We start from the raw sequence: 22,041 nt of genomic DNA, 5'->3' as shown, positions 1-22,041 counted from the left end.
TGGATGAGCCAGACGAAGACCATCGAGGTCCCGGACATCGGGGATTTCAAGGACGTCGAGATCATCGAGGTCCTGGTACAGCCGGGCAGCGAGATCGCGCCGGAGGACCCGCTGATCACGCTGGAGTCCGACAAGGCGACTATCGACGTGCCCGCCCCCGAGGCTGGCACGGTCAAGAAGATGCACGTGAAGGTCGGGGACAAGGTATCCAAGGGCAGCAAGCTCCTGGACCTCGAAGCCAGTGGCGATGCCGCGGGTGGCGAGGATGCGGGGGCAGCCGGCGGTGACGCCAAGGCCGAATCCGCGCAACCGGAATCGGCCGCCTCGAGCGAGTCGAAGCAGGCGGCGCCCAAGGCCGCCGCCGATCCGAATACCGACAGCCAGTGCCAGGTGCTGGTGCTGGGCTCCGGCCCCGGTGGCTACACCGCCGCCTTCCGCGCGGCGGATCTGGGGCTGGACGTGGTAATGGTCGAGCGCTACCCGCAGATCGGCGGGGTCTGCCTGAACGTCGGATGTATCCCGTCCAAGGCGCTGCTGCACGCCGGAGAGGTCCTGCACGAGGCCGAGCGCTTTGCCGCGCTGGGCATCAAGTTCGGCGAGCCGGAGATCGATCTCGACGGCCTGCGCGGCTACAAGGGCAACGCGGTCAAGAAGCTGACCGGCGGGCTCAAGCAGCTGTGCAAGCAGCGCAAGGTGCGCGTGGTGCAGGGCACGGGCGAGTTCGTCGGCGCCAACAGCATCGCCGTGGAAGGTGACGACGGCCGCGAGGTGATCGGCTTCGAGCACGCGATCATCGCGGTCGGTTCGCAGGCGATCAAGCTGCCCGGCTTCCCCTGGGACGACGAGCGGGTGATGGACTCGACCGATGCCCTCGATCTCGCCGAGATCCCCGAGCGCATGCTGGTGGTCGGCGGCGGCATTATCGGCCTGGAAATGGCCTGCGTGTACGAGTCACTGGGCAGCAAGGTCACGGTGGTCGAGCTGTCCGATACCCTGATGCCGGGCGCGGACCGCGACATCGTCCGCCCGTTCGAGAAGCGCGCGAAGAAGCGCTTCGAGAACATCTTCCTCAAGAGCAAGGTCGCCGAAGCCAAGGCCACCAAGGCCGGGATCGTCTGCCGCTTCCAGGGCGAGGCGAAGGGCCTGCCGGAAGAGGACACCTTCGACCGCGTGCTGGTCGCCGTGGGGCGCAGCCCGAACGGCGCGAAGATCAACGCGGAGGCGGCGGGTGTGCAGGTCAGCGAGCGCGGCTTCATCGAGGTCGACAGCCAGCAGCGCACCAACGTCGAGCACATCTTCGCCATCGGCGACGTGGTCGGCCAGCCGATGCTGGCGCACAAGGCGACCCACGAGGGCAAGGTCGCGGCCGAGGTGATCGCCGGGCACAAGGTGCACTTCGACGCCCGCGCGATCCCGTCGGTGGCCTACACCCATCCGGAGGTCGCCTGGATGGGCGTGACCGAGGAACAGGCGAAGGCCGACGGCATCGAGTACACCAAGGGCGTGTTTCCCTGGGCCGCCTCCGGCCGGGCGATCGCGCTGGGCGCCGAGGACGGCATGACCAAGCTGCTGTTCGACGCCGATGGCCGGGTGATCGGCGCGGGCCTGGTCGGGCCCTCCGCCGGTGATCTGATCGGCGAGGCGATGCTGGCGCTGGAGATGGGAGCGGAGATGGAAGACATCGGTCTGACCGTGCATCCGCACCCGACCCTCAGCGAGACGGTGGCCTTCGCCGCCGAGGTCGCGCACGGTTCAATCACCGATATCCTGCCGCCCAAGAAGCGCTAGTTCCCGTGTCGGTACTGCGCCACCTTCCTCTCCTGTTCGCCGGGGGGCTGTGGCTGGCGTACGGAGTCGCTCAGGCAGGGGTGATGCCTCACCGCGAGTCGCTGGAACGCAGCGACTGGCAGGTGATCGAGCTGGACGATGCCTGCCGCATCGAGCAGGGCGTTCGTCACGGCGGGACGCTGCGCTTCGAGACCCGGCCGGGGCTGGCCCTTCGCGCCTTCTGGCGTGCCCCCTACGCGATGCCCGAGGATGCCTCCGCGCGGCTGCGCACCGGGGCCCCGGAGTGGCTGGGGGCGAGTCCGAAGTCGCCCCTGGATCTGGAGTTGCGTGCCGAGCGGCCGGATCGCTTCCGGGTGCCGGATGCGCAGGTTCAGGCGCTCAAGGCCCGCCTTCTGGTGGGGCATGACGTGCGCGTCGATTTCCCCGGTGCCGAGGACGCGGTGCATTTTCGTGGCATTCGTTTTGCCCAGCGCGCCGAGGCCTTCGAGGCCTGCTACACCGGTGCCGAGGGCCCGGATGTCGGGGCGCTGGATCGCTGGTCGGTGTATTTCGCAACTGGCAGCCGCGAGCTGGATTCCAGGGGGCGCGAGACGGTGGCCCGCGCGGCCGATACCCTGCGTACGGTGGAACGGCCGCGGGTGCGCCTGGTTGGGCTGACCGACGCCGAGGGCCCGCGCGGGCTGAACGAGCGCCTGAGCCGCCAGCGTGCGGAGGCAGTGCGCGCGGCGCTGATCAAGGCGGGCGTGCCGGAAGATGGATTGACGGTCGAGGCCGGCGGCGTTGACCCGGAGGCGGACGGCGAGCGCGAGGGGTCGCGCCGAGTGGACATCTGGTGGCTGGGCGGGACGGATGCCGCAGCCGAGCCATCCTCCGGTGCGGAAACGGCTGACGAGACCGGCCCCGAGGAGTTGCCGCCGGCCGAACCGCTGGCGGTGCCCGACTCGACCGTCGGCGTCCCCGACTCCGCGGGCTGGTAGTGAAGCCCGTCACAAAACCGACTATAACTCTCAAGACGAAACAAGGATTGGCATTCCCATGAGTTCGAAGATTTCCCGTGTCGTGCTGGCCTATTCCGGTGGCCTGGATACCTCCGTGATCCTCAAGTGGCTGGAGGACCAGTACGGCTGCGAGGTGATCACCTTCACCGCCGACCTGGGCCAGGGCGAGGAGGTCGAGCCGGCCCGCGCCAAGGCCGAGGCCCTGGGCGTCAAGCAGATCTACATCGAGGATCTGCGCGAGACCTTCGTGCGCGACTACGTGTTCCCGATGTTCCGCGCGAACACGATCTACGAGGGCGAGTACCTGCTGGGTACCTCGATCGCACGGCCGCTGATTGCGCGTCGCATGGTGGAGATCGCCGAGGAGACCGGGGCCGACGCGATTGCCCACGGGGCGACCGGCAAGGGCAACGACCAGGTGCGCTTCGAGCTCGGTGCCTATGCGTTGAAGCCGGGCATCCAGGTCATCGCGCCCTGGCGCGAGTGGGACCTGAACTCGCGCGAGCGCCTGATGGCCTACGCCGAGCAGCACAACATCCCGGTGGACTATGCCAAGAAGGGCACGAAGTCGCCGTACTCGATGGATGCCAACCTGCTGCATATTTCCTACGAGGGCGGCCCGCTGGAAGACCCGTGGACCGAGGCCGAGGAGGACATGTGGCGCTGGTCGGTCTCCCCGGAGGCCGCACCGGACGAGTCCGAGACGCTGACCATCGGTTTCGAGAAGGGCGATCCGGTCTCGATCAACGGCGAACGCATGAGCGCCGCGGAGTTGCTCGCGAAGCTCAACGAGCGCGGCGGGGCCCACGGCGTCGGCCGTCTGGATATCGTCGAGAACCGCTATGTCGGCATGAAGTCGCGTGGCTGCTACGAGACCCCGGGCGGCACCATCCTGCTCAAGGCGCGCCGGGCGCTGGAGTCGATCACCCTGGATCGCGAGGCCGCGCACCTGAAGGACGAGCTGATGCCGCGCTACGCCAGCCTGATCTACAACGGCTACTGGTGGAGCCCCGAGCGGCGCATGCTGCAGGCCGCGATCGACGATACCCAGGGCGTGGTCAACGGCGAGGTGCGCCTGCGCCTGTACAAGGGCAACGTGATCGTCGCCGGCCGCCGCTCCGAAGACACCCTGTTCGACGACGCGATCGCCACCTTCGAGGATGATGCCGGTGCCTACGACCAGAAGGACGCCGAGGGCTTCATCCGCCTGAATGCGCTACGCCTGCGCATTGCCGCCAGCCGCAACCGGAAGCCCACATGAGATGAGCCCGCGCGCGGATGTCCGCCGGTCACTTGGGGGCCTGTTGCAGGCAAGCAGGGCCAGCCTTGGCGGCGTGCTTCTATTGTGGTGCCTGGTGTCTGGTGCGCTGCTGGCGGCCCCGGTGGGGGCCGAACCCCAGTCGGCCGAGCGCGAACTGGTGTTCGGGGTGCTGGCGCATCGCGGCGCGGACGTGGCGCGCGAGCAGTGGACGCCGTTCGCCGAGTACCTGGAGCAGGCCCTGGACGGCATTCAGGTGCGCCTGGTGCCGGTCGATAACGATTCCCTGCAGGCCGGGGCTGCCGAGGACCGTTTCGACCTGGTGCTGACCAATTCCGGCTCCTACGTGATGCTGGAGCAACGGCACGGCATCTCCCGTATCGCGACCATGCTCCCGGCCGAGGTCGGACGCGAGGAAGACCGCTTTGGGGCCGTGGTCGTCGCGCACGAGGATCGCACGGACCTGGTCGAGCTCGGCGACCTGGAAGGGCAGCGGATCTCCGCGGTGCACCCGGATGCCTTCGGCGGCTGGTGGATGGCCTGGCGCGAACTGCAGGCGTCCGGACTGGACATCGAGAGGGATCTGGAGGGCGTGGCGTTCACCGGCTTCCCGGTTTCCAGGGGCGTGGACCGGGTGCTGGCGGGCGATGTGGATGCTGCGACCTTCCGGACCGGCATCCTTGAGGACCTGCGCGAACAGGGTGACCCGCGGGTCGACCAGTTGCGCCTGGTGGGCGAGCGGGCCGTGCCTGGCTTCCCCTATCGGACCTCCACGCGCCTGTACCCGGAGTGGCCGCTGGCGATGCGCGGGGACCTCGACGCCGAAATCGCCCAGGCTGTTCTGCGTACCATTCTGGAGCTGGATGTCGAGCACCCGGTGAGCCAGGCGGCCGGGATTGCGGGCTGGGCCGCGCCGCGCTCCTACGAGGACGTGCATGGCCTGATGTACGAACTGGGTGTCGGGCTCTATGCGCCGGAGCCGTTTGCACTGGGGCGGTGGGCGCGTGACAACCTGGTGGTGTTGCTGGCCGTGCTTGTGGCGGGTGTCGCACTCATTCTGTTGTACGTACTGCGGGTGCATTCCCGCATGCGTACCGCGGGTCACAACTTGCGTCGGGCGATGGGCGCGATCCCGAACGCGGTGATTACCCTGGATGCCCGCGGTGGGGTCGCCTACATGAATCCCGCGGCCGAGGAGATGGCGGGACTGCGCCGCTTGCAGGTATTGGGCTGCAGCCTCGAGCAGGTACTGGATCTGCGGGAGATGGGTACGGATCGTCCGCTGGGTGCGGACCGGTCCGAGCCCTTGGCCGCGGACTCGGAGGACTCGACCGAGGCTCGCCTGGTGACCCCGGACGGGCAGGAGCGGATCGTGCGCATTGACCGTACATCGCTGGATCCAGTCGCGGGGAGCTCGGTGCGTACGTTGCTGGTGCTGACCGATATCTCCGAGGAACGCGAGCTGGTGGACCGGTTGGTACATGAAGCGAGTCACGATCCGCTAACCGGTTTGTTGAACCGGCGCGCATTCGAGCGCGAGATGCAGCGCGCGATGGACAATGCGCGGGAATACTCATCGGTGGCGAGCCTGCTGCTGGTGGATCTGGACTATTTCAAGGCGGTGAATGACCGCCATGGCCACCGGGTGGGCGACGAGCTGCTGCGACGGGTGGCGACGATCCTGCGCCAACTGACGCGTTCCCGTGATGCCGTCGCCCGAATCGGTGGGGACGAGTTCGCGGTGATCGCCTACGACACGGATGCCGAACAGGGCCAGGTCCTGGGGCGGCGCATTTGCAGCGCCCTGGGTGATCGGCCGTTGCAGGTGGAGGCGAGGGACGTCACCATTGGGGCCTCGGTGGGCGTGGTCCAGCTAGGGGCGGGCCTGCCGGACGTGGAGGCGGCCTTTGTGGCCGCCGATCGGGCCTGCTATGCCGCCAAGAGTGAGGGTCGCGGCCAGGTCGGCGTGGCTCGCAAAGCGGATATTCATCCCATCACCGGTTCCTGACGCCCAGCGTCGGGCGCGGGAAAAGGAATCGTATGTCGGTTGTTGCCCATTTGCGTATGGGGTTCGCGGCCCTCGTGGTGCTGATCCTTTCAGGCTGTGCCAGCGTGCCCAGTGAGGACCGCCATCCGGACGATCCCTGGGAGTCGTACAACCGGGTGGTGTTCGAGATCAACGACGACTTTGATCAGGCCCTGCTGCGCCCTGCAGCGGTCCAGTACCGGCGCCTTCCGCAGCCGGTCCAGAGCGGGGTGGGAAACTTCTTTTCCAACCTCAATGACTTCACGGTCCTGTTTAACAACCTGTTGCAGGGCAACCTGGAGAATGCCGCCTCGGATACCGGGCGCATCATGTTCAACACGACCTTCGGGCTGCTCGGCCTGATCGACGTGGCCTCGCCGATGGGGCTCGAGAAGAACAACGAGGACTTCGGTCAGACCCTGGGGGCCTGGGGCGTGGCGCGCGGGCCGTATCTGCAACTGCCGCTCCTGGGGCCCAGTACCGCCCGGGACGCCCCGGCGCGTCTGGTCGATGGCTATACCAGCCCCCTCTATCACACGAACCTGCGCACCGATCATACCGGCTGGTGGGCGGGTGTGGTTGCCCTGGACGTGGTCGACATGCGCGCCGGGCTGATCCCGACGGAGCGCATGCTGGAGCAGATCTCCGACGACCGTTACATCGCCATCCGCGAGGCCTACCTGCAGCGCCGTGATTTCCTGGTGCGCGGGGCCTCGGACGAGCGCGCCACCGAGATGCTGGACGAGCTTGACGAACTCGAGGCCCTGGAGGCGATGGAAGCCGAGGAGGACATGGATTGAACAGCCTCTGGACCATGCTGGACATCCTGCGTCTGCGGCGTGGGCCCCAGGACCTTCCGCCTGATATCGGTACGCTGATCTTCTGGCTCGGGGTCGCCCTGGTCACGGGCATGGCGGTCGGCATCCCGATGTACGGCGCGGGGCAGGCCCTGGTCCTGAATGTGCTCGATCTGGTCGTCCTGTATATGTTCATTGCCGTGGTGCTGCGCATGGGAGGGGTGCCCGACCGCTGGCTGCAGACCTTTACCGCAATGGCCGGAACCGGGGCCCTGCTGGGCCTGCTGATGGCCCTGTTGATGCTGATCGATGCCCCGACCGACCCGGAGGAGGTCTCCACCGGGGCCCTGCTGGCCCTGCTGACGTTGGTGGGCTGGCTGCTGCTGGTGTTCGGACACATCCTGCAGCAGGCCCTGGAGCTCGGCAGCCGCTTTATCGGCATGCTGATCGCGCTGGGCTATGTGGTGGTCTCCAGCGTGATTACCCAGGTGGCCCTGGGGGCACTGTAGTGAACACGGACCGTCTGCACATCCTCGGGATCGGCGGGACCTTTATGGGCGGGCTGGCCCAGCTCGCCCGGGCGCGCGGCTACCAGGTCACCGGTTCCGATCAGAAGCTGTACCCGCCGATGAGCGAGCAGCTGGAGCAGGCCGGCATCCCCTATCACGAGGGCCATGACCCGTCGACCCTGCCGGATACGGGGCCGGTCGTGGTCGGCAACGTGATGACCCGCGGCATGCCGGTCATCGAGACCCTGCTGGATCGCGGCCTGCCCTACACCTCCGGTCCGCAGTGGCTGGCCGAACATGTGCTGCATGACCGCTGGGTGCTGGCGGTGGCCGGAACCCACGGCAAGACCACGACCGCGAGCCTGCTGGCCTGGATCCTGGAATATGCCGGGCTGAGCCCGGGGTTCCTGATCGGGGGCGTGCCCGGCAACTTCGGCGTCAGCGCGCGGATGGGCGAGGCCCCGTTCTTCGTGATCGAGGCGGACGAATACGACTCCGCGTTCTTCGATAAGCGCGCCAAATTCGTCCACTACCGGCCGCGCACCCTGGTGCTGAACAACCTCGAGTTCGACCACGCGGACATCTACCCGGACCTGGCCGCGATCGAACGTCAGTTCCATCACCTGGTGCGTACCATCCCCGGCCAGGGCCTGATCCTGGCGCCCGCAGGCGATGCCGCGCTGGAGCGTGTGCTGGAGATGGGTTGCTGGACGCCGGTGGAGCGCATCACCACCGACCCGGACACCGGGGATACCGAGGCCCTCGGGGCACGGCCTTTGAATGACGATGCCTCGGAGTTCGAGGTGCTGGTCAACGGGGTGGTTCAGGGGCGGGTGGCCTGGGAGATGACGGGGCAGCACAACCTGTCCAATGCCCTGGCCGCGCTCGGTGCGGCCCGCCATGCCGGGGTACCGCTGGCCGCGGGGATCGCGGCCCTGCCGGGTTTCCGCGGTGTGCGCCGGCGTCAGGAGCTGCGCGCCGACATCGACGGGATCCGGGTGATCGACGACTTCGCCCATCACCCGACCGCGATCCGACTGACCCTGGAAGGCCTGCGGGGCCGCGTTGCCGCCGGTGGGCGGTTGATCGCGGTGCTGGAACCGCGTTCCAACACCATGCGCATGGGGGTGCATGCCGAGGCCCTGGGGGCCGCCCTGGAGCGCGCGGATGTGGTGCATCTCTATCATGCCCCGGAGATCGACTGGTCCACCACGGACCTCGAGCGCCGCCTCGGCGAGCGCCTGTCGGTCGCGCGCGAGATCGAGGCCCTGATGGGCGGTATTCTGTCGAACGTGCGTGCGGGCGATACGCTGGTCATCATGAGCAATGGTGGTTTCGATGGCCTGCACCAGCGTCTGATCGCCGGTTTGCAGTCACGTGAATCCTCGGGGACCCCCGCATGAGTGGACAGCCACGCTCGATCGCCCTGGCCCTGACTGGTGCCTCCGGCGCGCCCTACGGGCTGCGGCTGCTGGAGTGCCTGGTCCAGACGGGGGTGCAGGTGCATCTGATGCTGTCGAAGCCGGCACAGGTGGTACTGGGCCTGGAGACCGATCTCGATGTGCCCGGGCGTCCGGCCGAGATCGCGCGATTTTTCGGCGAGCGCCATGGGGTGGCCGAAGGACAGATCCGTTGCTACGGGCCCGAGCAGTGGACTGCTCCGGTGGCCAGCGGCTCGGCCGTGCCGGAGGCGATGGTGGTCTGCCCCTGCACCACGGCGACCGTCTCGGCGATCGCGACCGGGGCCTCGCGCGGGCTGATCGAGCGGGCGGCGGATGTGGTGCTCAAGGAGCGGCGCAGGCTGGTGCTGGTGGTGCGCGAGACGCCATTTTCCGAGATCCACCTGGAGAACATGCTGCGCCTGGCGCGCATGGGTGCGGTGGTGATGCCGGCCAATCCGGCCTTTTATCATCGGCCGCAATCCATCGACGATCTGGTCGACTTTATGGTGGCGCGAGTGCTGGACCATCTGGGCATCGAGCATGCCCTGGGCCCGCGTTGGGGCGAGGCGTGGTTGCCGCCGGAGGATCCGGCATGACGACCCTGCCTCTGTTCCCGCTGAATACCGTGCTGTTTCCGGAGGGGCTGCTGCCGCTGAGGATCTTCGAGACGCGCTATCTCGACATGGTGCGCCGCTGCCTGCGCGAGGACGGGCGCTTCGTGATCGTCGCGATCGAGCCCGATACCGAGTCCGGTGCGCCCCGCCCGGAGGCCGAGACGGATCCTTCGGTCGGCTTCCATCCGATCGGGACCGAGGTCGCGATCGTGGACTGGGACCAGCGGCCGGACGGCCTGCTCGGGATCCTGGTCAAGGGCGAGCGCCGCCACCAGCTTCACAACCCGCGCCGGGCCGATGACGGCCTCTGGCTGGCGGAGGTCGAGCCGCTGCAGGAGCGCCCCGACGTCAGCCTGCCGGTGGACTATGCCTCGCTGGCGGACCTGCTCGAGCGGCTGCTGGACCAGCTCGGTACGCCCTGGTCGCATCTGGAGCGACGCTTCGACGACTCCTCCTGGGTGGTCGGGCGGCTGACGGAGCTGCTGCCGATCGATCTCGAGGTCAAGCAGCAGCTGCTGGAGGCGGACGACCCGATCGAGCGCCTGGAACGCCTGCGAGCGGCCATGCTCGCGGCATCGAAATCCTGAAACCCTGCGGCGGGGCTGTTAAGGTTTCGGCACACACTTCGAATTGGAGCCCGCCATCATGGCCGTTCAGGAACTCACGCAGGATACTTTCGAATCCACGATCACCGGCAACAACATCGTCATTCTGGACTTCTGGGCCCCCTGGTGCGGCCCGTGTCAGCAGTTCGCCCCGACCTTCGAGGCGGCCTCCGAGCAGCATTCCGACGTCGTCTTCGCCAAGGTGAACACCGACGAGGAGCAGGGGATCGCCGGGGCGTTCCAGATCCGTTCCATCCCGACCCTGATGATCTTCCGCGAGCAGATCATCGTCTTCTCCCAGCCGGGCGTGCTGTCCGCCGGGCAGCTGGACGAGGTGCTGGGCAAGGTGCGCGAGCTGGACATGGACCAGGTGCGTGCCGACATCGAACGCCAGCAGCAGGAGCAGCAGGCCGGCCAGGCCTGATTACCCTGACGCGAAACCTGTCGCCCTAAACGAGCGCCCCCATGCTGACGGTCATGACCCAGATGGGGGCGCTCATCGTTGCGGGCGTCGTCTGGCGCCTGTTGCGCCCCGGCGGGCTGGACGCCGACACCGCCCGCCGGGTGCTCACCACCCTGGTCTACTACCTGCTGCTGCCCGCGCTGGTGCTGCAGGTGCTGTGGACCGCCCCTCTGGGGCTCGACTCGCTGCGCATCGCCCTGGTGGCCGGCACGACCGTGCTGGCGATGGTGGCCGTGACCCTGCTCGCCTGCCGGCTCTGCCTGGCGGAACGCGCGGCGGTCGGGGCGATGCTGCTGGCCGCGGCCTGGCCGAATGCCACCTACCTCGGGCTCCCCGTACTCGACAGCCTGTTCGGCGATGCTGGCCGGGCGGTGGCGATCCAGTACGACCTGTTCGCCTGCCTGCCCCTGGTGCTGACGCTGGGGATCCTGCTGGCCAGGCGTTACGGGGACCCGGAGGCGGTCCGGCTGCATGGCGGCAGCGGGGCCCTTCGCGGGTTGGTCGCGGTCCCTTCGATCTGGGCGGCGGTCCTGGGCGTGGCGCTGAACCTGTCCGGTCTGCCGCTGGTGACCTGGCTGGATACCTGGCTCGGCTTCCTGGCCGATTCGGTGGCTCCCCTGATGCTGTTCTCGCTGGGACTGGCGCTGGTGTTCGATCGTTTCCGCGGCCGCGATCTGCGACCCCTGGTGATGGTCTCCGTCATTCAGTTGCTGATCGCACCCCTGTTCGCGCTGGGCCTGGTCTGGTGGGTCGGGCTGGAGGGTGTGCCCGGGGTCGGTTCGGTGCTCGAGGCGGCGATGCCGGCGATGGTGCTGGGGCTCGTGTTCTGTGACCGCTTCCGGCTCGATACCGGCCTGTATGCGGCCGCGGTCACGCTGACGACGGCGTTGTCGCTGCTGACCCTCCCGCTGTGGTTCGCCATCGCCGGGTATCTGGTTCCGGGGGGCTGATAGCGCGCGGGTCGGCTCCGGCGGTCGCTTGCAGCGATCGGCTACAATGGGCGGGTGAAAAGACACCCCGCGCCACCCACCTTCGGTCCCGGCACCCGCTGATGCTCCTCCCCGTTGTCGCGGTCCTTGGCGGTCTGGTCCTGCTGACCTGGAGTGCCGACCGCTTCGTGTTCGGTGCCTCGGCGTTCGCGCGCAGCGTGGGGGTGAGCGCGCTGCTGGTCGGGCTGACGATCGTCGCCTTCGGGACCTCGGCGCCGGAGATCGTCGTGTCGGTCCTGGCGACCCTGCAGGGCAACCCAGGCCTCGCAGTGGGTAACGCAATCGGCTCGAATATCGCGAACATCGGGCTGGTGCTGGCGATGGCGGCGCTGGTGGCGCCGCTGGCGATTGGGCGCGGCCTGGTGCGCCGCGAGCTGCCGATCCTGATGGTGGTGAGTCTGGCGGTCCTGTTTCTGCTGCTGGATGGCGAGCTCGGCCGTCTGGAAGGCGGGATCCTGATTGCGGGGCTGCTGCTGGTGACCGCCTGGGTGATCCATATCGCGCGGCGCGCACAGGCGCTGGACCCGGCCGAGGCACCCGAGGAGGTTCGCGGCATGGTCGAGGCCATACCGGCGACCACCAGTACCGGCCGCGCGCTGGCCTGGCTGAGCCTTGGCCTGGCGCTGCTGATTGCCAGCAGCCAGCTAGTGGTCTGGGGTGCGGTGGGAATCGCGGAGCAGCTGGACATCAGTGACCTGGTGATCGGCCTGACCATCGTGGCGATCGGGACCAGCCTGCCGGAACTGGCGACTTCCCTGGTGGCGGCCTTCCGCCGCGAGGCGGGATTGGCGATCGGCAACGTGATCGGTTCCAATCTGTTCAACCTGCTGGCCGTGCTGGCAGTTCCCGCGCTGATCGCGCCGCTGGCGATCGAGCCCGAGGTGCTGGTACGCGACTACCCGGTCATGCTCGGCATGACCGCCGCGCTGTTCGTATTTGCCCTGGCGCGTGGCAGCCAGCTGCGGCGCTGGCAGGGGGGGCTTCTGCTCGCGGTGTTCGCGGGCTACCTTGTCCATCTCGGAATGACGGCAACCGCATGAATTTCAATCCTGATACCACCCGCAAGCTGGCCCTGGCGGTCCTGAACAACGAGGCCGAGGCCGTGCGGCGGCTGGCCGACCGCGTGGACGATGCGTTCCTGGAGGCCTGTCGCCACATCCTCGAGTGCCGCGGCCGGGTCGTGGTGACCGGCATGGGCAAGTCCGGCCATATCGGCTCCAAGCTGGCGGCGACCCTGGCCTCCACTGGGACGCCGGCGTTTTTCGTCCACCCCGGCGAGGCCAGCCACGGCGATCTCGGCATGATCACCCGCGACGACGTGGTGATCGCGCTGTCCAATTCCGGCGAGACCGACGAGCTGCTGACCATCCTGCCGCTGATCCGGCGGCTGGATGTACCGCTGATCGCGCTGACTGGCAATTCGGGGTCGCGCCTAGGGCAGGACGCCACCGTGCACCTGGATGTCTCGGTCGAGCGCGAGGCCTGCCCGCTGGGCCTGGCCCCGACCTCCAGCACCACGGCCGCACTGGCGATGAGCGATGCCCTTGCGATTGCGGTGCTGGATGCGCGCGGCTTCACCGCGGACGATTTTGCCCGTTCGCATCCCGGTGGCCGACTGGGGCGGCGCCTGCTGGTGCATGTCGCGGACATCATGCACACGGGTGATGCGATCCCCCGCGTGGCGCCGGAGGCCCCGCTGAAGGACGCCCTGTTCGAGATTACACGCAAGGGGCTGGGGCTGGTGATCGTCGCCGATCCCGAGGCGCATATCCTGGGCGTGTTTACCGATGGCGACCTCCGGCGCACGCTGGATCGTGGCGAAAGTCTGGAGGCCCTGACCATCGGCCAAGTGATGACGCGGGGTGGGCATGCCGCCCGCCCGCAGTGGCTGGCGGTGGAGGCGCTGGAGACCATGGAGAGCAAGCGCATCAACGCGCTGCCGGTGGTGGATGACGACCAGCGACTGGTTGGCGTCTTGAACATGCACGACCTGCTGCGCGCGGGGGTGGCCTGATGGACCGTCACGACGAGACGCTGCGCCACCGCCAGGGGGCCGTGCGCCTGCTGATCCTGGATGTCGATGGCGTGCTGACCGATGGCAGCCTGTTCATGGGGGATGCCGGCGAGCAGTACAAGGCCTTTCACTCGCGCGACGGGCACGGCATCCGCCTGGCACTGGACGGGGGGCTGGAGGTCGCGATCCTGACCGGCCGCACCTCCGGGGTGGTCGAGCACCGCATGCGGGATCTCGGCGTGCAGCATCTGGTGCAGGGACGGCGCGACAAGGGGGCTGCACTGCACGAGTTGCTGGAGCAGACCGGGCATGCGCCCGAGGCGGCGGCCTTTGTGGGCGACGACATCGTCGATCTGCCGGCGATGCGCCGCGTGGGCCTTGGCATCGCGGTGGCGGATTCCCACCCGCTGGTAGTGCGGCATGCCGACTGGGTCACGCAGGCCCCTGGCGGGCGCGGCGCGGTGCGCGAGGTCTGCGAGGGCCTGCTGGCAGCCCAGGGGCGCCTGGAGGCACTGTTCGCGGAGTATGTTGACGGATGAAATGGGCGGCCGGACTGGCGGCGCTGATCCTGGTGCCGATGGCGGCGCTGGTGACCGGCGCTGCTGCCAGCGAGCATGAGCCGGAGGGCGAGGTGACGCTGGAGATCGAGGGCTTCACGCTGCACGCGACCGGCGAGGATGGCGAACTGAGCCACCGCCTGCGCGGAACGCGGCTGCGCGAGTTTGGCCGTGATGGACCGCAGCTGATCGACGACCCCGATCTGGATATCTTTGACGCCGGCGGTATCGAATGGCACTGGACCGCGCCCGAGGCGCTGCACCGGCCCATGGACGAGACCCTGGACCTGATCGGCCCCACGCGAGGGGTGCAGCCCGAGCGTGCCGAACGCGTGCGCACGGTGATCGAGTCCGCCGACGTGACGGTGGCGACCGACATCATGATCGCCACGTCCGATGCGTTCTCGACGCTTGATCAGCCCGGCTTTTTCCAGCGGGGCACGGGTCTGCGCGTGGACTCGCGAGGGGATACCATAGAGCTGTTCCATGACGTGTACACACTCTACAGCGAGTCAGGCGAGGAGGAAGCCGCTGATGACTGAACGTGGTGGGTCGCCGCTCGCTCGGCTCGCGTGGCCCGTGTTGATGGGAAGTGCCTTGCTGATGCTGATCTCGCCGGTCATCGCCCAGCAGCAGCCCCTCCCCGTGGAGATCACAGCGGATCACGCAGAGATGGACGACCGCCGGGGGGTGAGTACCTATACCGGCGATGTGGTGGTGGTCCGTGGGGACATGACGCTGGAGGCGGACAAGGTCTATGTGCGCAGCCGCGACCGGCGCCCCTACGAGATGGAGGCCCACGGCGAGCCCGCGCGGCTCGAGTCGCCGGATCCGGAGACGGGCGAGATGCGCATCGCCACCGCACTGCGGATTGATTACCTCCTGAACGAGGACCGGGTGATCCTGACCGATCAGGCGCATGTGGTCACGGCGGCCGAGGAGGCGCGTGGCAAGCGCATTGTCTACGACCTGGAGACCGACATCATCGAGGCCGAGCGGGGCGAGACCGATGACGAGCGTGTGCGGATCAGGATTCAGCCCCGCGAAGACGACGAATGACCGAGGTGGACTCCAGCATGTCAGCGGCGGCCGGCGGCCAACCGGCTCCAATGGCCGGGTATCTGGCCGGGCGCGAACTGACCAAGCGCTATGGCAAGCGTACAGTGCTGGATCGTGTCGATGTCGACCTGGCCCCGGGAGAGGTGGTGGGGCTGCTGGGCCCGAACGGGGCGGGCAAGACGACCTGTTTCTATAGCCTGGTGGGCCTGATCCGACCGAATCGTGGTCGTATTACGCTGGGTGACCGGGACATCACCCGGGCGCCGATTCACGCGCGGGCCCGGGCCGGGTTGGGCTACCTGCCGCAGGAGGCCTCGATCTTCCGGCGGCTGAGTGTGTGGGACAACCTGCAGGCGGTACTGGAGCTGCGGCGCGAGCTCGATCGCCACGAGCGTCGTCGCATCGGCGATGCCCTGATCGAGGAGTTCCAGCTGGAGACGGTGCGCCACAGCCCGGGGATTGCCCTGTCCGGGGGCGAGCGTCGCCGTGCGGAGATTGCCCGGGCGCTGGCCGGTGATCCGCGCTTTATCTGCCTGGACGAGCCGTTCGCCGGCGTGGACCCGATTTCCGTGGGCGACATCCAGGCCGTGATCGGGCACCTGGCTGAACGTGGAATCGGCGTGCTGATTTCCGATCACAATGTGCGCGAGACCCTGAGAATCTGCGACAGGGCCTATATTCTCAGTGAGGGTCGCATGCTGAGCGCGGGTACCCCGCAGGAACTGCTGGACGACCCCCAGGTGCGCCGGGTGTATCTTGGCGATAACTTTCGGCTGTGAACCGCCTTGGTGCACATGGACCTACGACTCCTTTTAAGATGATTCTGATGGTCACCTTGGACCTGAAACCGCGATGCTGAAGCCCGGGCTCAATCTGCAGCTGGGGCAGACGTTGACGATGACCCCGCAGCTGCAACAGGCCATCCGCCTGCTGCAGCTTTCCACGCTGGAGTTGCAGGCGGAGATCCAGCAGGCGCTGGAAAGCAACCCCATGCTCGAGCAGGTGGAAGACGAGGGCGAGGAAGCCCCGACCGAGCGTCCGGAGGAAGGGGGCGAGTTGGTCGAGGGGGATCGCATGCAGGCCGACACGGCCGGCGATGACGTGATCCCCGAGGAGCTGAGTACCGACAGCCGCTGGGACGACATCTACGAGCCCGCCCCGAGTCCGCGCGGCCTGGACGACCGCGATCCGCTGGAGAATACCTCCGACGGCGAGGACGAGGGCCTGCAGGACCACTTGCTCTGGCAGTTGCATCTGAGCCACCTGACCCCGCGCGACCAGCGGATCGGCGCGGCGTTGATCGACGCGATCACTCCGGATGGTTATCTGGACGGTGAGCTCGAGGCGCTGGCGGAGATGATCAGTCAGGGCGAAGACGAACCCGTGGGGGTCGACGAGGTCGAGGCGGTACTGCACTGGATTCAGCAGTGCGATCCCCTGGGCGTAGGCGCGCGGGACCTGCGCGAGTGCCTGGAGATCCAGTTGGGCCATCTGGCGCCGGATGCCCCGGCGCGCGACGCGGCTCGAGCCATCCTGGAAAATGGCATGGAGAGCCTGGCCAAGCGGGACTACCGGGCCCTGCAGCGTCAGTCCGGGGTGCGCGACCCGGACGAGCTGGCGCGGGCGCTGGACCTGATCCGCACCCTCAACCCGCGTCCGGGTGCCCAGATCAGCGAGCCCAGTTCGGAATACGTCGTGCCGGATGTCTACGTCCGCCATGACCGCGATGGCTGGCGTGTGGACCTGAATCCGGAGATTGCGCCGCGCATTCGCATCAACGATCTCTATGCGGGTATGGTGCGGCAGGTCTCCGATGCCCGTGACAGCGCGTTCATGCGCGATCAGTTGCAGGAGGCACGCTGGTTCCTGAAGAGCCTGCACAGTCGTAACGACACCCTCCTGCGAGTGGCCCAGGCCATCGTGGAACGACAGCAGGGCTTTCTGGAGCATGGAGAGGTCGCGATGCAGCCGTTGATCCTGCGCGACATCGCCGAGGCCCTGGAGATGCACGAATCGACCATCTCGCGGGTGACCACGCAGAAATATATGCATACCCCGCGCGGGGTATTTGAGTTCAAGTACTTCTTTTCCAGTCATGTTGGCACCGCCGATGGCGGCGAATGCTCGGCGACCGCAATCCGTGCCATGATTCGGGAATTGATCGGTGACGAAACGCCGAACAAGCCTCTAAGCGACGCAAAACTGGCCCAGATCCTGTCGGATCGGGGCATCAATGTGGCCCGACGCACCGTGGCCAAGTACCGCGAGGCCATGCATATCCCGTCTTCCAGCGAACGCCGGCAGATGGCGAGCATGCCGAGTGGAAACAAGCAAAAAGGAGCCTGACCATGCAGATCAACCTGACCGGCCATCATGTGGATATCACCGACGCCCTGCGCGACTACGTGAACGAAAAGTTCGCGAAGCTGGAGCGTCACTTCGACAAGGTGATCGACGTGCACGTGGTGCTGACCCACGAGAAGAACCAGAACCTGCACAACAAGGCGGAGGCAAACCTCCAGGTCAGCGGCAATCACATTCATGCCGAAGCCAGTCACGAGGACATGTACGCCGCGATTGACGGCCTGATCGACAAGGTGGATCGTCAGTTGATCAAGCACAAGGAAAAGGTCAAGGACCACCACCGTGCCGAGGGTGCCCAGCGCAACCGCGAGCAGGCCCTGTAGCGTAATGACCGTTGCCGAGCTGATCACCCGCGACCGTATTCGCCTGGAGCCCGAGTGTTCCAGTCAGAAGCGGGCGCTCGAGACCCTGGGCGAGTTGCTGGCTGTCGGCGGCGAGGAATCCGCCGGCCCGGCCAGTGGGGCCATCTTCGAGGCCCTGTCTGCCCGCGAGAAGCTTGGCTCCACCGGTCTGGGACACGGCGTGGCCATCCCCCATGGGCGTCTGGCCGAGCTCGATGCCCCCCGGGTCGCAGTCCTGCGACTGGATCAGGGCGTCGATTTCGACGCCATGGATCACGAGCCGGTGGACATCCTGATCGCGCTGCTGGTGCCCGAGGCGGCGACCAGCGAGCACCTGGATCTTCTGGCGCAGCTGGCTCGCGGACTTTCTCAGCCCGACAATATCGCTTCCCTGCGGCGAGCCGGTGACGCGGAGGTCATGGAGCGTGAACTGACCCGGGCCTTCGGCGACGCCTGAACATGGGGCGCCCCACCGTGTCTGTTCTGTCCCGACAGCTGACGCAACCTCTTCCGGAGGTTCACGGATGAACGAGGCACTGGGGGAGGGCGGCATCGCGCGCGATATCACTGTTGAGGCCCTGATCCAGGCGATGGGCAATCGTCTGGATCTGCGCTATGTGCACGGCGAGCAGGCCGCTCCCGACCGCAATCTGGTCGGCGGTGATGGCGACGACCTGCCCCTGGCCGGACACCTCAACCTGATAAGGCCGAACCGCATCCAGGTCATCGGCGATTTCGAGGCGCGCTATATCGCGCGGCTGAGCGATGCACAACGCGAGCAGCTGATCCTGGAGATGGCTCGTACGGGCACGACCGCGGTGATCTTCGCCGAGGATACCTGCCCGTTCTCGGAGATGCCCCATGTCCCCGAGGAGCAATTGCCGCTGATCCTGTGCTCCTCTACCAGCAGTCACGAGATCATTTCCCTGTTGCGCTACTTCCTGCAGCAGCGGCTGGCCCATTTCGAGGTGCGCCATGGCGTGTTCATGGAGATCCTGGGGATCGGCGTGCTGATCAGCGGGGCCTCCAGCGTGGGCAAGAGCGAGGTGGCGCTGGAACTGATTTCGCGTGGGCACCGGCTGATTGCCGACGACGCACCGGAGTTCGCCCGCATTGCCCCGGATATCGTGCGCGGACACTGCCCGGCCCTGTTGCAGGACCTGCTCGAGGTGCGCGGGCTGGGGGTGCTGAACGTCCGAGCCATGTACGGGGACTCCGCGATCAAGGGCGGCAAGTACCTGCGGCTGATCATTGACCTGCGCGACCACAGCGAGCCCTCGCCGGTGCCGGACGATCGCCTGAACGGCCGCCGCGGGGAGATCGACATCCTCGGACTGCGCATCCCGCTGATCAGCCTGCCGGTCGCGCCGGGGCGCAACATCGCGGTCATGATCGAGGCGGCGGTGCGCAACCACATGCTGCACATGCAGGGCTACGTCGCCGGCGACGACTTGCGCGCGCGCCAGCGCAGGCAGATGAGCGGCGAGCCCGAGGAGCCGCCGTACCACCGCGCGATCCCTGCAACCACCGTCCCCAACCCGGACCCGGAGGGCTGAATGCGACTCCTGCTGGTCAGTGGCCTGTCGGGTTCCGGCAAGACGGTTGCCCTGCACACCCTGGAGGACGCCGGCTATTTCTGCGTCGACAACCTGCCGCTGCCGCTGTTGCCCGGGCTGATCGAGCAGGTCCGCAGCGGTGACTACGATGCCGACGAAGACCGGCATCTGGCGGTCGGGGTCGATGTCCGCAGTGGACTGGCGGCGCTGGAGGGCTTTGCCGACCTGCTGCGCGAACTCCGGGGCAAGGGCCTGCAGGTCGAGGTGATGTTCCTGCAGGCTTCCAGCGAGGTCTTGCTGCGGCGTTACCACCTGACGCGGCGGCGACACCCGCTGGCGCGCGACGGCGTCCCCCTGGTTGACGCGATCGAGCGCGAACGCGACTGGCTCGGCCATGTCGCGGCCGAGGCCGATCTGACCGTGGATACCTCCCGTCTGTCCATGCACGACCTCGCGCGCACCCTTCGGGATCGCGTCGGGCTGCTGGGAGAGGAGCGCCTCTCCCTGCTGTTCCAGTCATTTGGGTTCAAGCACGGGGCCCCGCTGGACTCCGACTTCGTGTTCGACGTGCGCTGCCTGCCCAACCCGCATTACGAGCGTGACCTGGCACCATTGACCGGGCGTGACGCCGCTGTTTGCGAGTTTCTCGCGCGCCATGGCGAGGTCGAGGAGATGTATGACGGGATCCAGGGCTTCCTGGAACAGTGGGTGCCGCGTATCCGGCAGGATCACCGCAGCTATGTGACCGTTTCGATCGGGTGCACCGGCGGGCGCCACCGGTCGGTTTATCTGGTGGAGCGGCTGGCGGCTGCGTGGCGGGGGCGCGAACATGTTACTGTTAGCACCCGTCACCGCGAGCTATCCCTGCCCCTCGAATCGGAGTGAGTCCATGGGCGTTGGTCTGATCCTGATCACGCATCAAAACCTCGGCGACACCCTGCTGCAGACGGCTCAGAGCATGCTGGGCGACCTGCCCGAGGATTGCGAGTCCATGGCGATGTCGCAGACTGACGACCCCGACGAGGTGCTGGCCCGGGCACGGGCACGCCTGGGCGAGCTGGACTCCGGTTCCGGCGTACTGATCCTGACCGACATGTTCGGCTCCACCCCCTCCAATGTGGCCAGCCGCGTGGCGCGGGGGGCGAATGCCCGTGTCATTGCCGGGATCAACCTGCCGATGCTGATCCGCGTGCTGAACTACCGCCATCTGCCGCTGACGGAGCTGGTCAACAAGGCGCTGTCGGGCGGCCACGATGGCATCCTTCTTTGTGACCAGGAGTGTTCGGATGCCGCAGCGCGAAGTCCCCATCGTTAATCGTCTGGGGATGCACGCGCGTGCGGCAGCCAAGTTCGTGAGCCTGGCCAGCCAGTACGCGTCTGATGTGACCGTCTCCCGGAACGCCCAGGAGGTCAACGGCAAGAGCATCATGGGGGTGATGATGCTGGCGGCGGCGCAGGGCTCCGAGGTCACCATCACCACCGACGGCGAGGACGCCGAAGAGGCCCTCGACGCCCTCACCGAACTCGTCGCCAACCGCTTCGGCGAGGACGCCTAGCCCCTCTCCTGCCGCCATGCCTTTACGAGGCTGTGTCTAGTTCGACCTCGGGTGTTTACGGTGGCTTCGGTCCGCCGCCTGCCTGCGCTGTCTCGGCAGCGTGAACCGCCCCGGGTTTTCCGGAGACTGATTGGTTTGGGTCATGCCACCTGGGCGGACCGCTGCAGGGCCTGATGGTACTGCGTTTCCACCTCGGCGGGTGGTCGGTAGTCGTTGGTTTCCAGCAGGCGCCGCTGGTTGAACCAGTCCACCCACTGGAGGGTTGCCCACTCCGCATCGCGGCGATCCCGGGGCGGGCCCCAGCCGACCCGCATCTCGGTCTTGTACAGTCCGTTGATCGTCTCGGCCAGGGCATTGTCGTAGGAGTCGCCCACGCGCCCGACGGAGGGGCGCAGACCGGCCTGCGCCAGCCGCTCGGTGTAGCGCACCGAGACGTACTGCACACCCCGGTCGCTGTGATGGATCGGGCGGGCGGTATCCCGCCCGATCCGGGCGTGCAGGGCCTGCTCCAGGGCCTCCAGGGTCAGGTCGGTGCGCAGGCTGCGGCTGACGCGCCAGCCGACGATGCGACGGCTGAAGGCATCGGTGATGAACGCGGCATAGACGAAGCCTTCTCGGCGGGTGGCGACGTAGGTGATATCGGCCACCCACAGCGCGTTGGGGCGCTCGGCCCGGAACTGGCGGTGCACCTGATCCGGTGGACAGGCCGCGGGTGCGGCCGGGCGCGTGGTGCGCGGGGCCTTGCCCCGCGTGGCACCGCGCAGTCCCAGTGCCCGCATCCGGCGCGCCACCGTGCAGCGGGCGACCGTCATCCCTTCACGCCGCAAGGCATGCCAGACCTTGCGGATGCCGTAGGCCTTGAAGTTGGCTTCCCAGATCGAGCGGATCACCCGATCCAGGTAGGCGTCCTGACGGGCGCGCACGGGCCCGCGAGCGGGGTCCCGCTCGCGGGCCTTGTGCGCGTAGTAGGTCGACGGGGCGATCGGCAGTACCCGGACGATCGGCTCGACCCCGTAGGCCTCGCGATGGGCGTCGATGAACGCCAGCATCACTTCTCGTGGCGGTCGAGCTCCGCCTGGGCAAAAAACGCCGAAGCCTTGCGCAG

24 protein-coding genes, 1 pseudogene and 1 other annotated feature are annotated in these 22,041 nt (G+C 67.5%); of the genes and pseudogenes, 24 read left to right on the top strand and 1 reads right to left on the bottom strand.

The annotated features are described in order from the left end of the window. Positions 1-3: 3 nt before the first annotated feature. From lpdA to C995_RS0100010, 24 genes are all read left to right on the top strand, one after another. A complete protein-coding gene (gene lpdA, locus C995_RS0100125; RefSeq protein ID WP_018862989.1) occupies positions 4-1,788 on the top strand; it encodes a dihydrolipoyl dehydrogenase in 1,785 nt (594 codons plus the stop codon). A gap of 5 nt (positions 1,789-1,793) precedes the next feature. Then, on the top strand, positions 1,794-2,765 hold the full coding sequence (locus tag C995_RS0100120; protein ID WP_026278855.1) for an OmpA family protein: 972 nt from the start codon (positions 1,794-1,796) through the stop codon (positions 2,763-2,765). A gap of 58 nt (positions 2,766-2,823) precedes the next feature. Beyond that, a complete protein-coding gene (locus C995_RS0100115; protein ID WP_018137621.1) occupies positions 2,824-4,047 on the top strand; it encodes an argininosuccinate synthase in 1,224 nt (407 codons plus the stop codon). A 1-nt stretch (position 4,048) separates the two neighbouring features. After that, entirely contained in the window at positions 4,049-6,052 is a 2,004-nt protein-coding gene (locus C995_RS0100110) for a diguanylate cyclase (protein WP_026278854.1), read from the top strand. A 32-nt stretch (positions 6,053-6,084) separates the two neighbouring features. Beyond that, on the top strand, positions 6,085-6,870 hold the full coding sequence (locus C995_RS0100105) for a VacJ family lipoprotein (RefSeq protein WP_038070700.1): 786 nt from the start codon (positions 6,085-6,087) through the stop codon (positions 6,868-6,870). Then, positions 6,867-7,376, top strand: a complete 510-nt coding sequence (locus C995_RS0100100) for a hypothetical protein (protein WP_018862985.1) — start codon at positions 6,867-6,869, stop codon at positions 7,374-7,376. The genes C995_RS0100105 and C995_RS0100100 overlap by 4 nt, the downstream gene beginning before the upstream one ends. After that, positions 7,376-8,779, top strand: a complete 1,404-nt coding sequence (gene mpl / locus C995_RS0100095; protein WP_018862984.1) for a UDP-N-acetylmuramate:L-alanyl-gamma-D-glutamyl-meso-diaminopimelate ligase — start codon at positions 7,376-7,378, stop codon at positions 8,777-8,779. Before C995_RS0100100 ends, mpl begins: the two co-directional genes overlap by 1 nt. Continuing rightward, on the top strand, positions 8,776-9,414 hold the full coding sequence (locus tag C995_RS0100090) for a flavin prenyltransferase UbiX (RefSeq protein WP_018862983.1): 639 nt from the start codon (positions 8,776-8,778) through the stop codon (positions 9,412-9,414). The genes mpl and C995_RS0100090 overlap by 4 nt, the downstream gene beginning before the upstream one ends. Beyond that, entirely contained in the window at positions 9,411-10,019 is a 609-nt protein-coding gene (locus C995_RS0100085; RefSeq protein WP_018862982.1) for an LON peptidase substrate-binding domain-containing protein, read from the top strand. The genes C995_RS0100090 and C995_RS0100085 overlap by 4 nt, the downstream gene beginning before the upstream one ends. A gap of 58 nt (positions 10,020-10,077) precedes the next feature. After that, entirely contained in the window at positions 10,078-10,461 is a 384-nt protein-coding gene (gene trxA, locus C995_RS0100080; RefSeq protein WP_017926005.1) for a thioredoxin, read from the top strand. Between the two features lie 41 nt (positions 10,462-10,502). Continuing rightward, positions 10,503-11,450, top strand: a complete 948-nt coding sequence (locus C995_RS0100075; protein ID WP_018862981.1) for an AEC family transporter — start codon at positions 10,503-10,505, stop codon at positions 11,448-11,450. A gap of 101 nt (positions 11,451-11,551) precedes the next feature. Continuing rightward, positions 11,552-12,529, top strand: coding sequence for a calcium/sodium antiporter (locus C995_RS0100070; RefSeq protein ID WP_018862980.1), 978 nt, complete (start codon positions 11,552-11,554; stop codon positions 12,527-12,529). Next, positions 12,526-13,503: a KpsF/GutQ family sugar-phosphate isomerase gene (locus C995_RS0100065; protein ID WP_018862979.1), complete on the top strand. Its 978-nt coding sequence runs from the start codon at positions 12,526-12,528 to the stop codon at positions 13,501-13,503. Before C995_RS0100070 ends, C995_RS0100065 begins: the two co-directional genes overlap by 4 nt. Beyond that, positions 13,503-14,042 carry a 3-deoxy-manno-octulosonate-8-phosphatase KdsC gene (gene kdsC, locus C995_RS0100060; RefSeq protein WP_018862978.1) on the top strand — a complete coding sequence of 180 codons (540 nt, stop codon included), beginning with the start codon at positions 13,503-13,505 and terminating at the stop codon, positions 14,040-14,042. The genes C995_RS0100065 and kdsC overlap by 1 nt, the downstream gene beginning before the upstream one ends. Then, a complete protein-coding gene (gene lptC, locus C995_RS0100055) occupies positions 14,039-14,602 on the top strand; it encodes an LPS export ABC transporter periplasmic protein LptC (protein WP_018862977.1) in 564 nt (187 codons plus the stop codon). Before kdsC ends, lptC begins: the two co-directional genes overlap by 4 nt. Beyond that, complete coding sequence (gene lptA / locus C995_RS0100050; protein WP_038080492.1) at positions 14,595-15,119, top strand: lipopolysaccharide transport periplasmic protein LptA; 525 nt, start codon at positions 14,595-14,597, stop codon at positions 15,117-15,119. Before lptC ends, lptA begins: the two co-directional genes overlap by 8 nt. A 17-nt stretch (positions 15,120-15,136) precedes the next feature. Next, positions 15,137-15,898, top strand: coding sequence for an LPS export ABC transporter ATP-binding protein (lptB, locus tag C995_RS0100045; protein WP_026278852.1), 762 nt, complete (start codon positions 15,137-15,139; stop codon positions 15,896-15,898). Between the two features lie 73 nt (positions 15,899-15,971). Continuing rightward, the gene (locus C995_RS0100040) at positions 15,972-17,465 is read left to right on the top strand and encodes an RNA polymerase factor sigma-54 (RefSeq protein ID WP_018862974.1); all 1,494 of its coding nucleotides are present in this window, start codon (positions 15,972-15,974) and stop codon (positions 17,463-17,465) included. Between the two features lie 2 nt (positions 17,466-17,467). Continuing rightward, complete coding sequence (gene hpf, locus C995_RS0100035; protein ID WP_018862973.1) at positions 17,468-17,806, top strand: ribosome hibernation-promoting factor, HPF/YfiA family; 339 nt, start codon at positions 17,468-17,470, stop codon at positions 17,804-17,806. Positions 17,807-17,810: 4 nt separating this feature from the next. Beyond that, the gene (locus C995_RS0100030; RefSeq protein WP_018862972.1) at positions 17,811-18,281 is read left to right on the top strand and encodes a PTS sugar transporter subunit IIA; all 471 of its coding nucleotides are present in this window, start codon (positions 17,811-17,813) and stop codon (positions 18,279-18,281) included. Between the two features lie 67 nt (positions 18,282-18,348). Further along, positions 18,349-19,380 (top strand): HPr(Ser) kinase/phosphatase, encoded by a 1,032-nt coding sequence (gene hprK, locus C995_RS0100025; RefSeq protein WP_018862971.1) that lies wholly within the window; start codon positions 18,349-18,351, stop codon positions 19,378-19,380. Further along, a complete protein-coding gene (rapZ, locus tag C995_RS0100020; protein ID WP_018862970.1) occupies positions 19,381-20,265 on the top strand; it encodes an RNase adapter RapZ in 885 nt (294 codons plus the stop codon). Positions 20,266-20,269: 4 nt separating this feature from the next. Next, complete coding sequence (locus C995_RS0100015; protein WP_018862969.1) at positions 20,270-20,695, top strand: PTS sugar transporter subunit IIA; 426 nt, start codon at positions 20,270-20,272, stop codon at positions 20,693-20,695. Further along, positions 20,667-20,936 (top strand): HPr family phosphocarrier protein, encoded by a 270-nt coding sequence (locus C995_RS0100010; protein WP_012981789.1) that lies wholly within the window; start codon positions 20,667-20,669, stop codon positions 20,934-20,936. Before C995_RS0100015 ends, C995_RS0100010 begins: the two co-directional genes overlap by 29 nt. Before the next feature lie 140 nt (positions 20,937-21,076). Here C995_RS0100010 and C995_RS0100005 read toward each other — a convergent pair. Beyond that, positions 21,077-22,041 (bottom strand): annotated as a pseudogene (locus C995_RS0100005) (IS3 family transposase); the annotation flags it as partial. Further along, positions 21,911-22,027: a sequence feature (AL1L pseudoknot), on the bottom strand. It overlaps the preceding pseudogene by 117 nt.

It is taken from the genome of Thioalkalivibrio sp. ARh3 (assembly GCF_000377265.1).
In the GTDB taxonomy this organism is placed as follows: domain Bacteria; phylum Pseudomonadota; class Gammaproteobacteria; order Ectothiorhodospirales; family Ectothiorhodospiraceae; genus Thioalkalivibrio; species Thioalkalivibrio thiocyanoxidans.
This window is presented reverse-complemented; position numbering and strand designations above follow the sequence as displayed.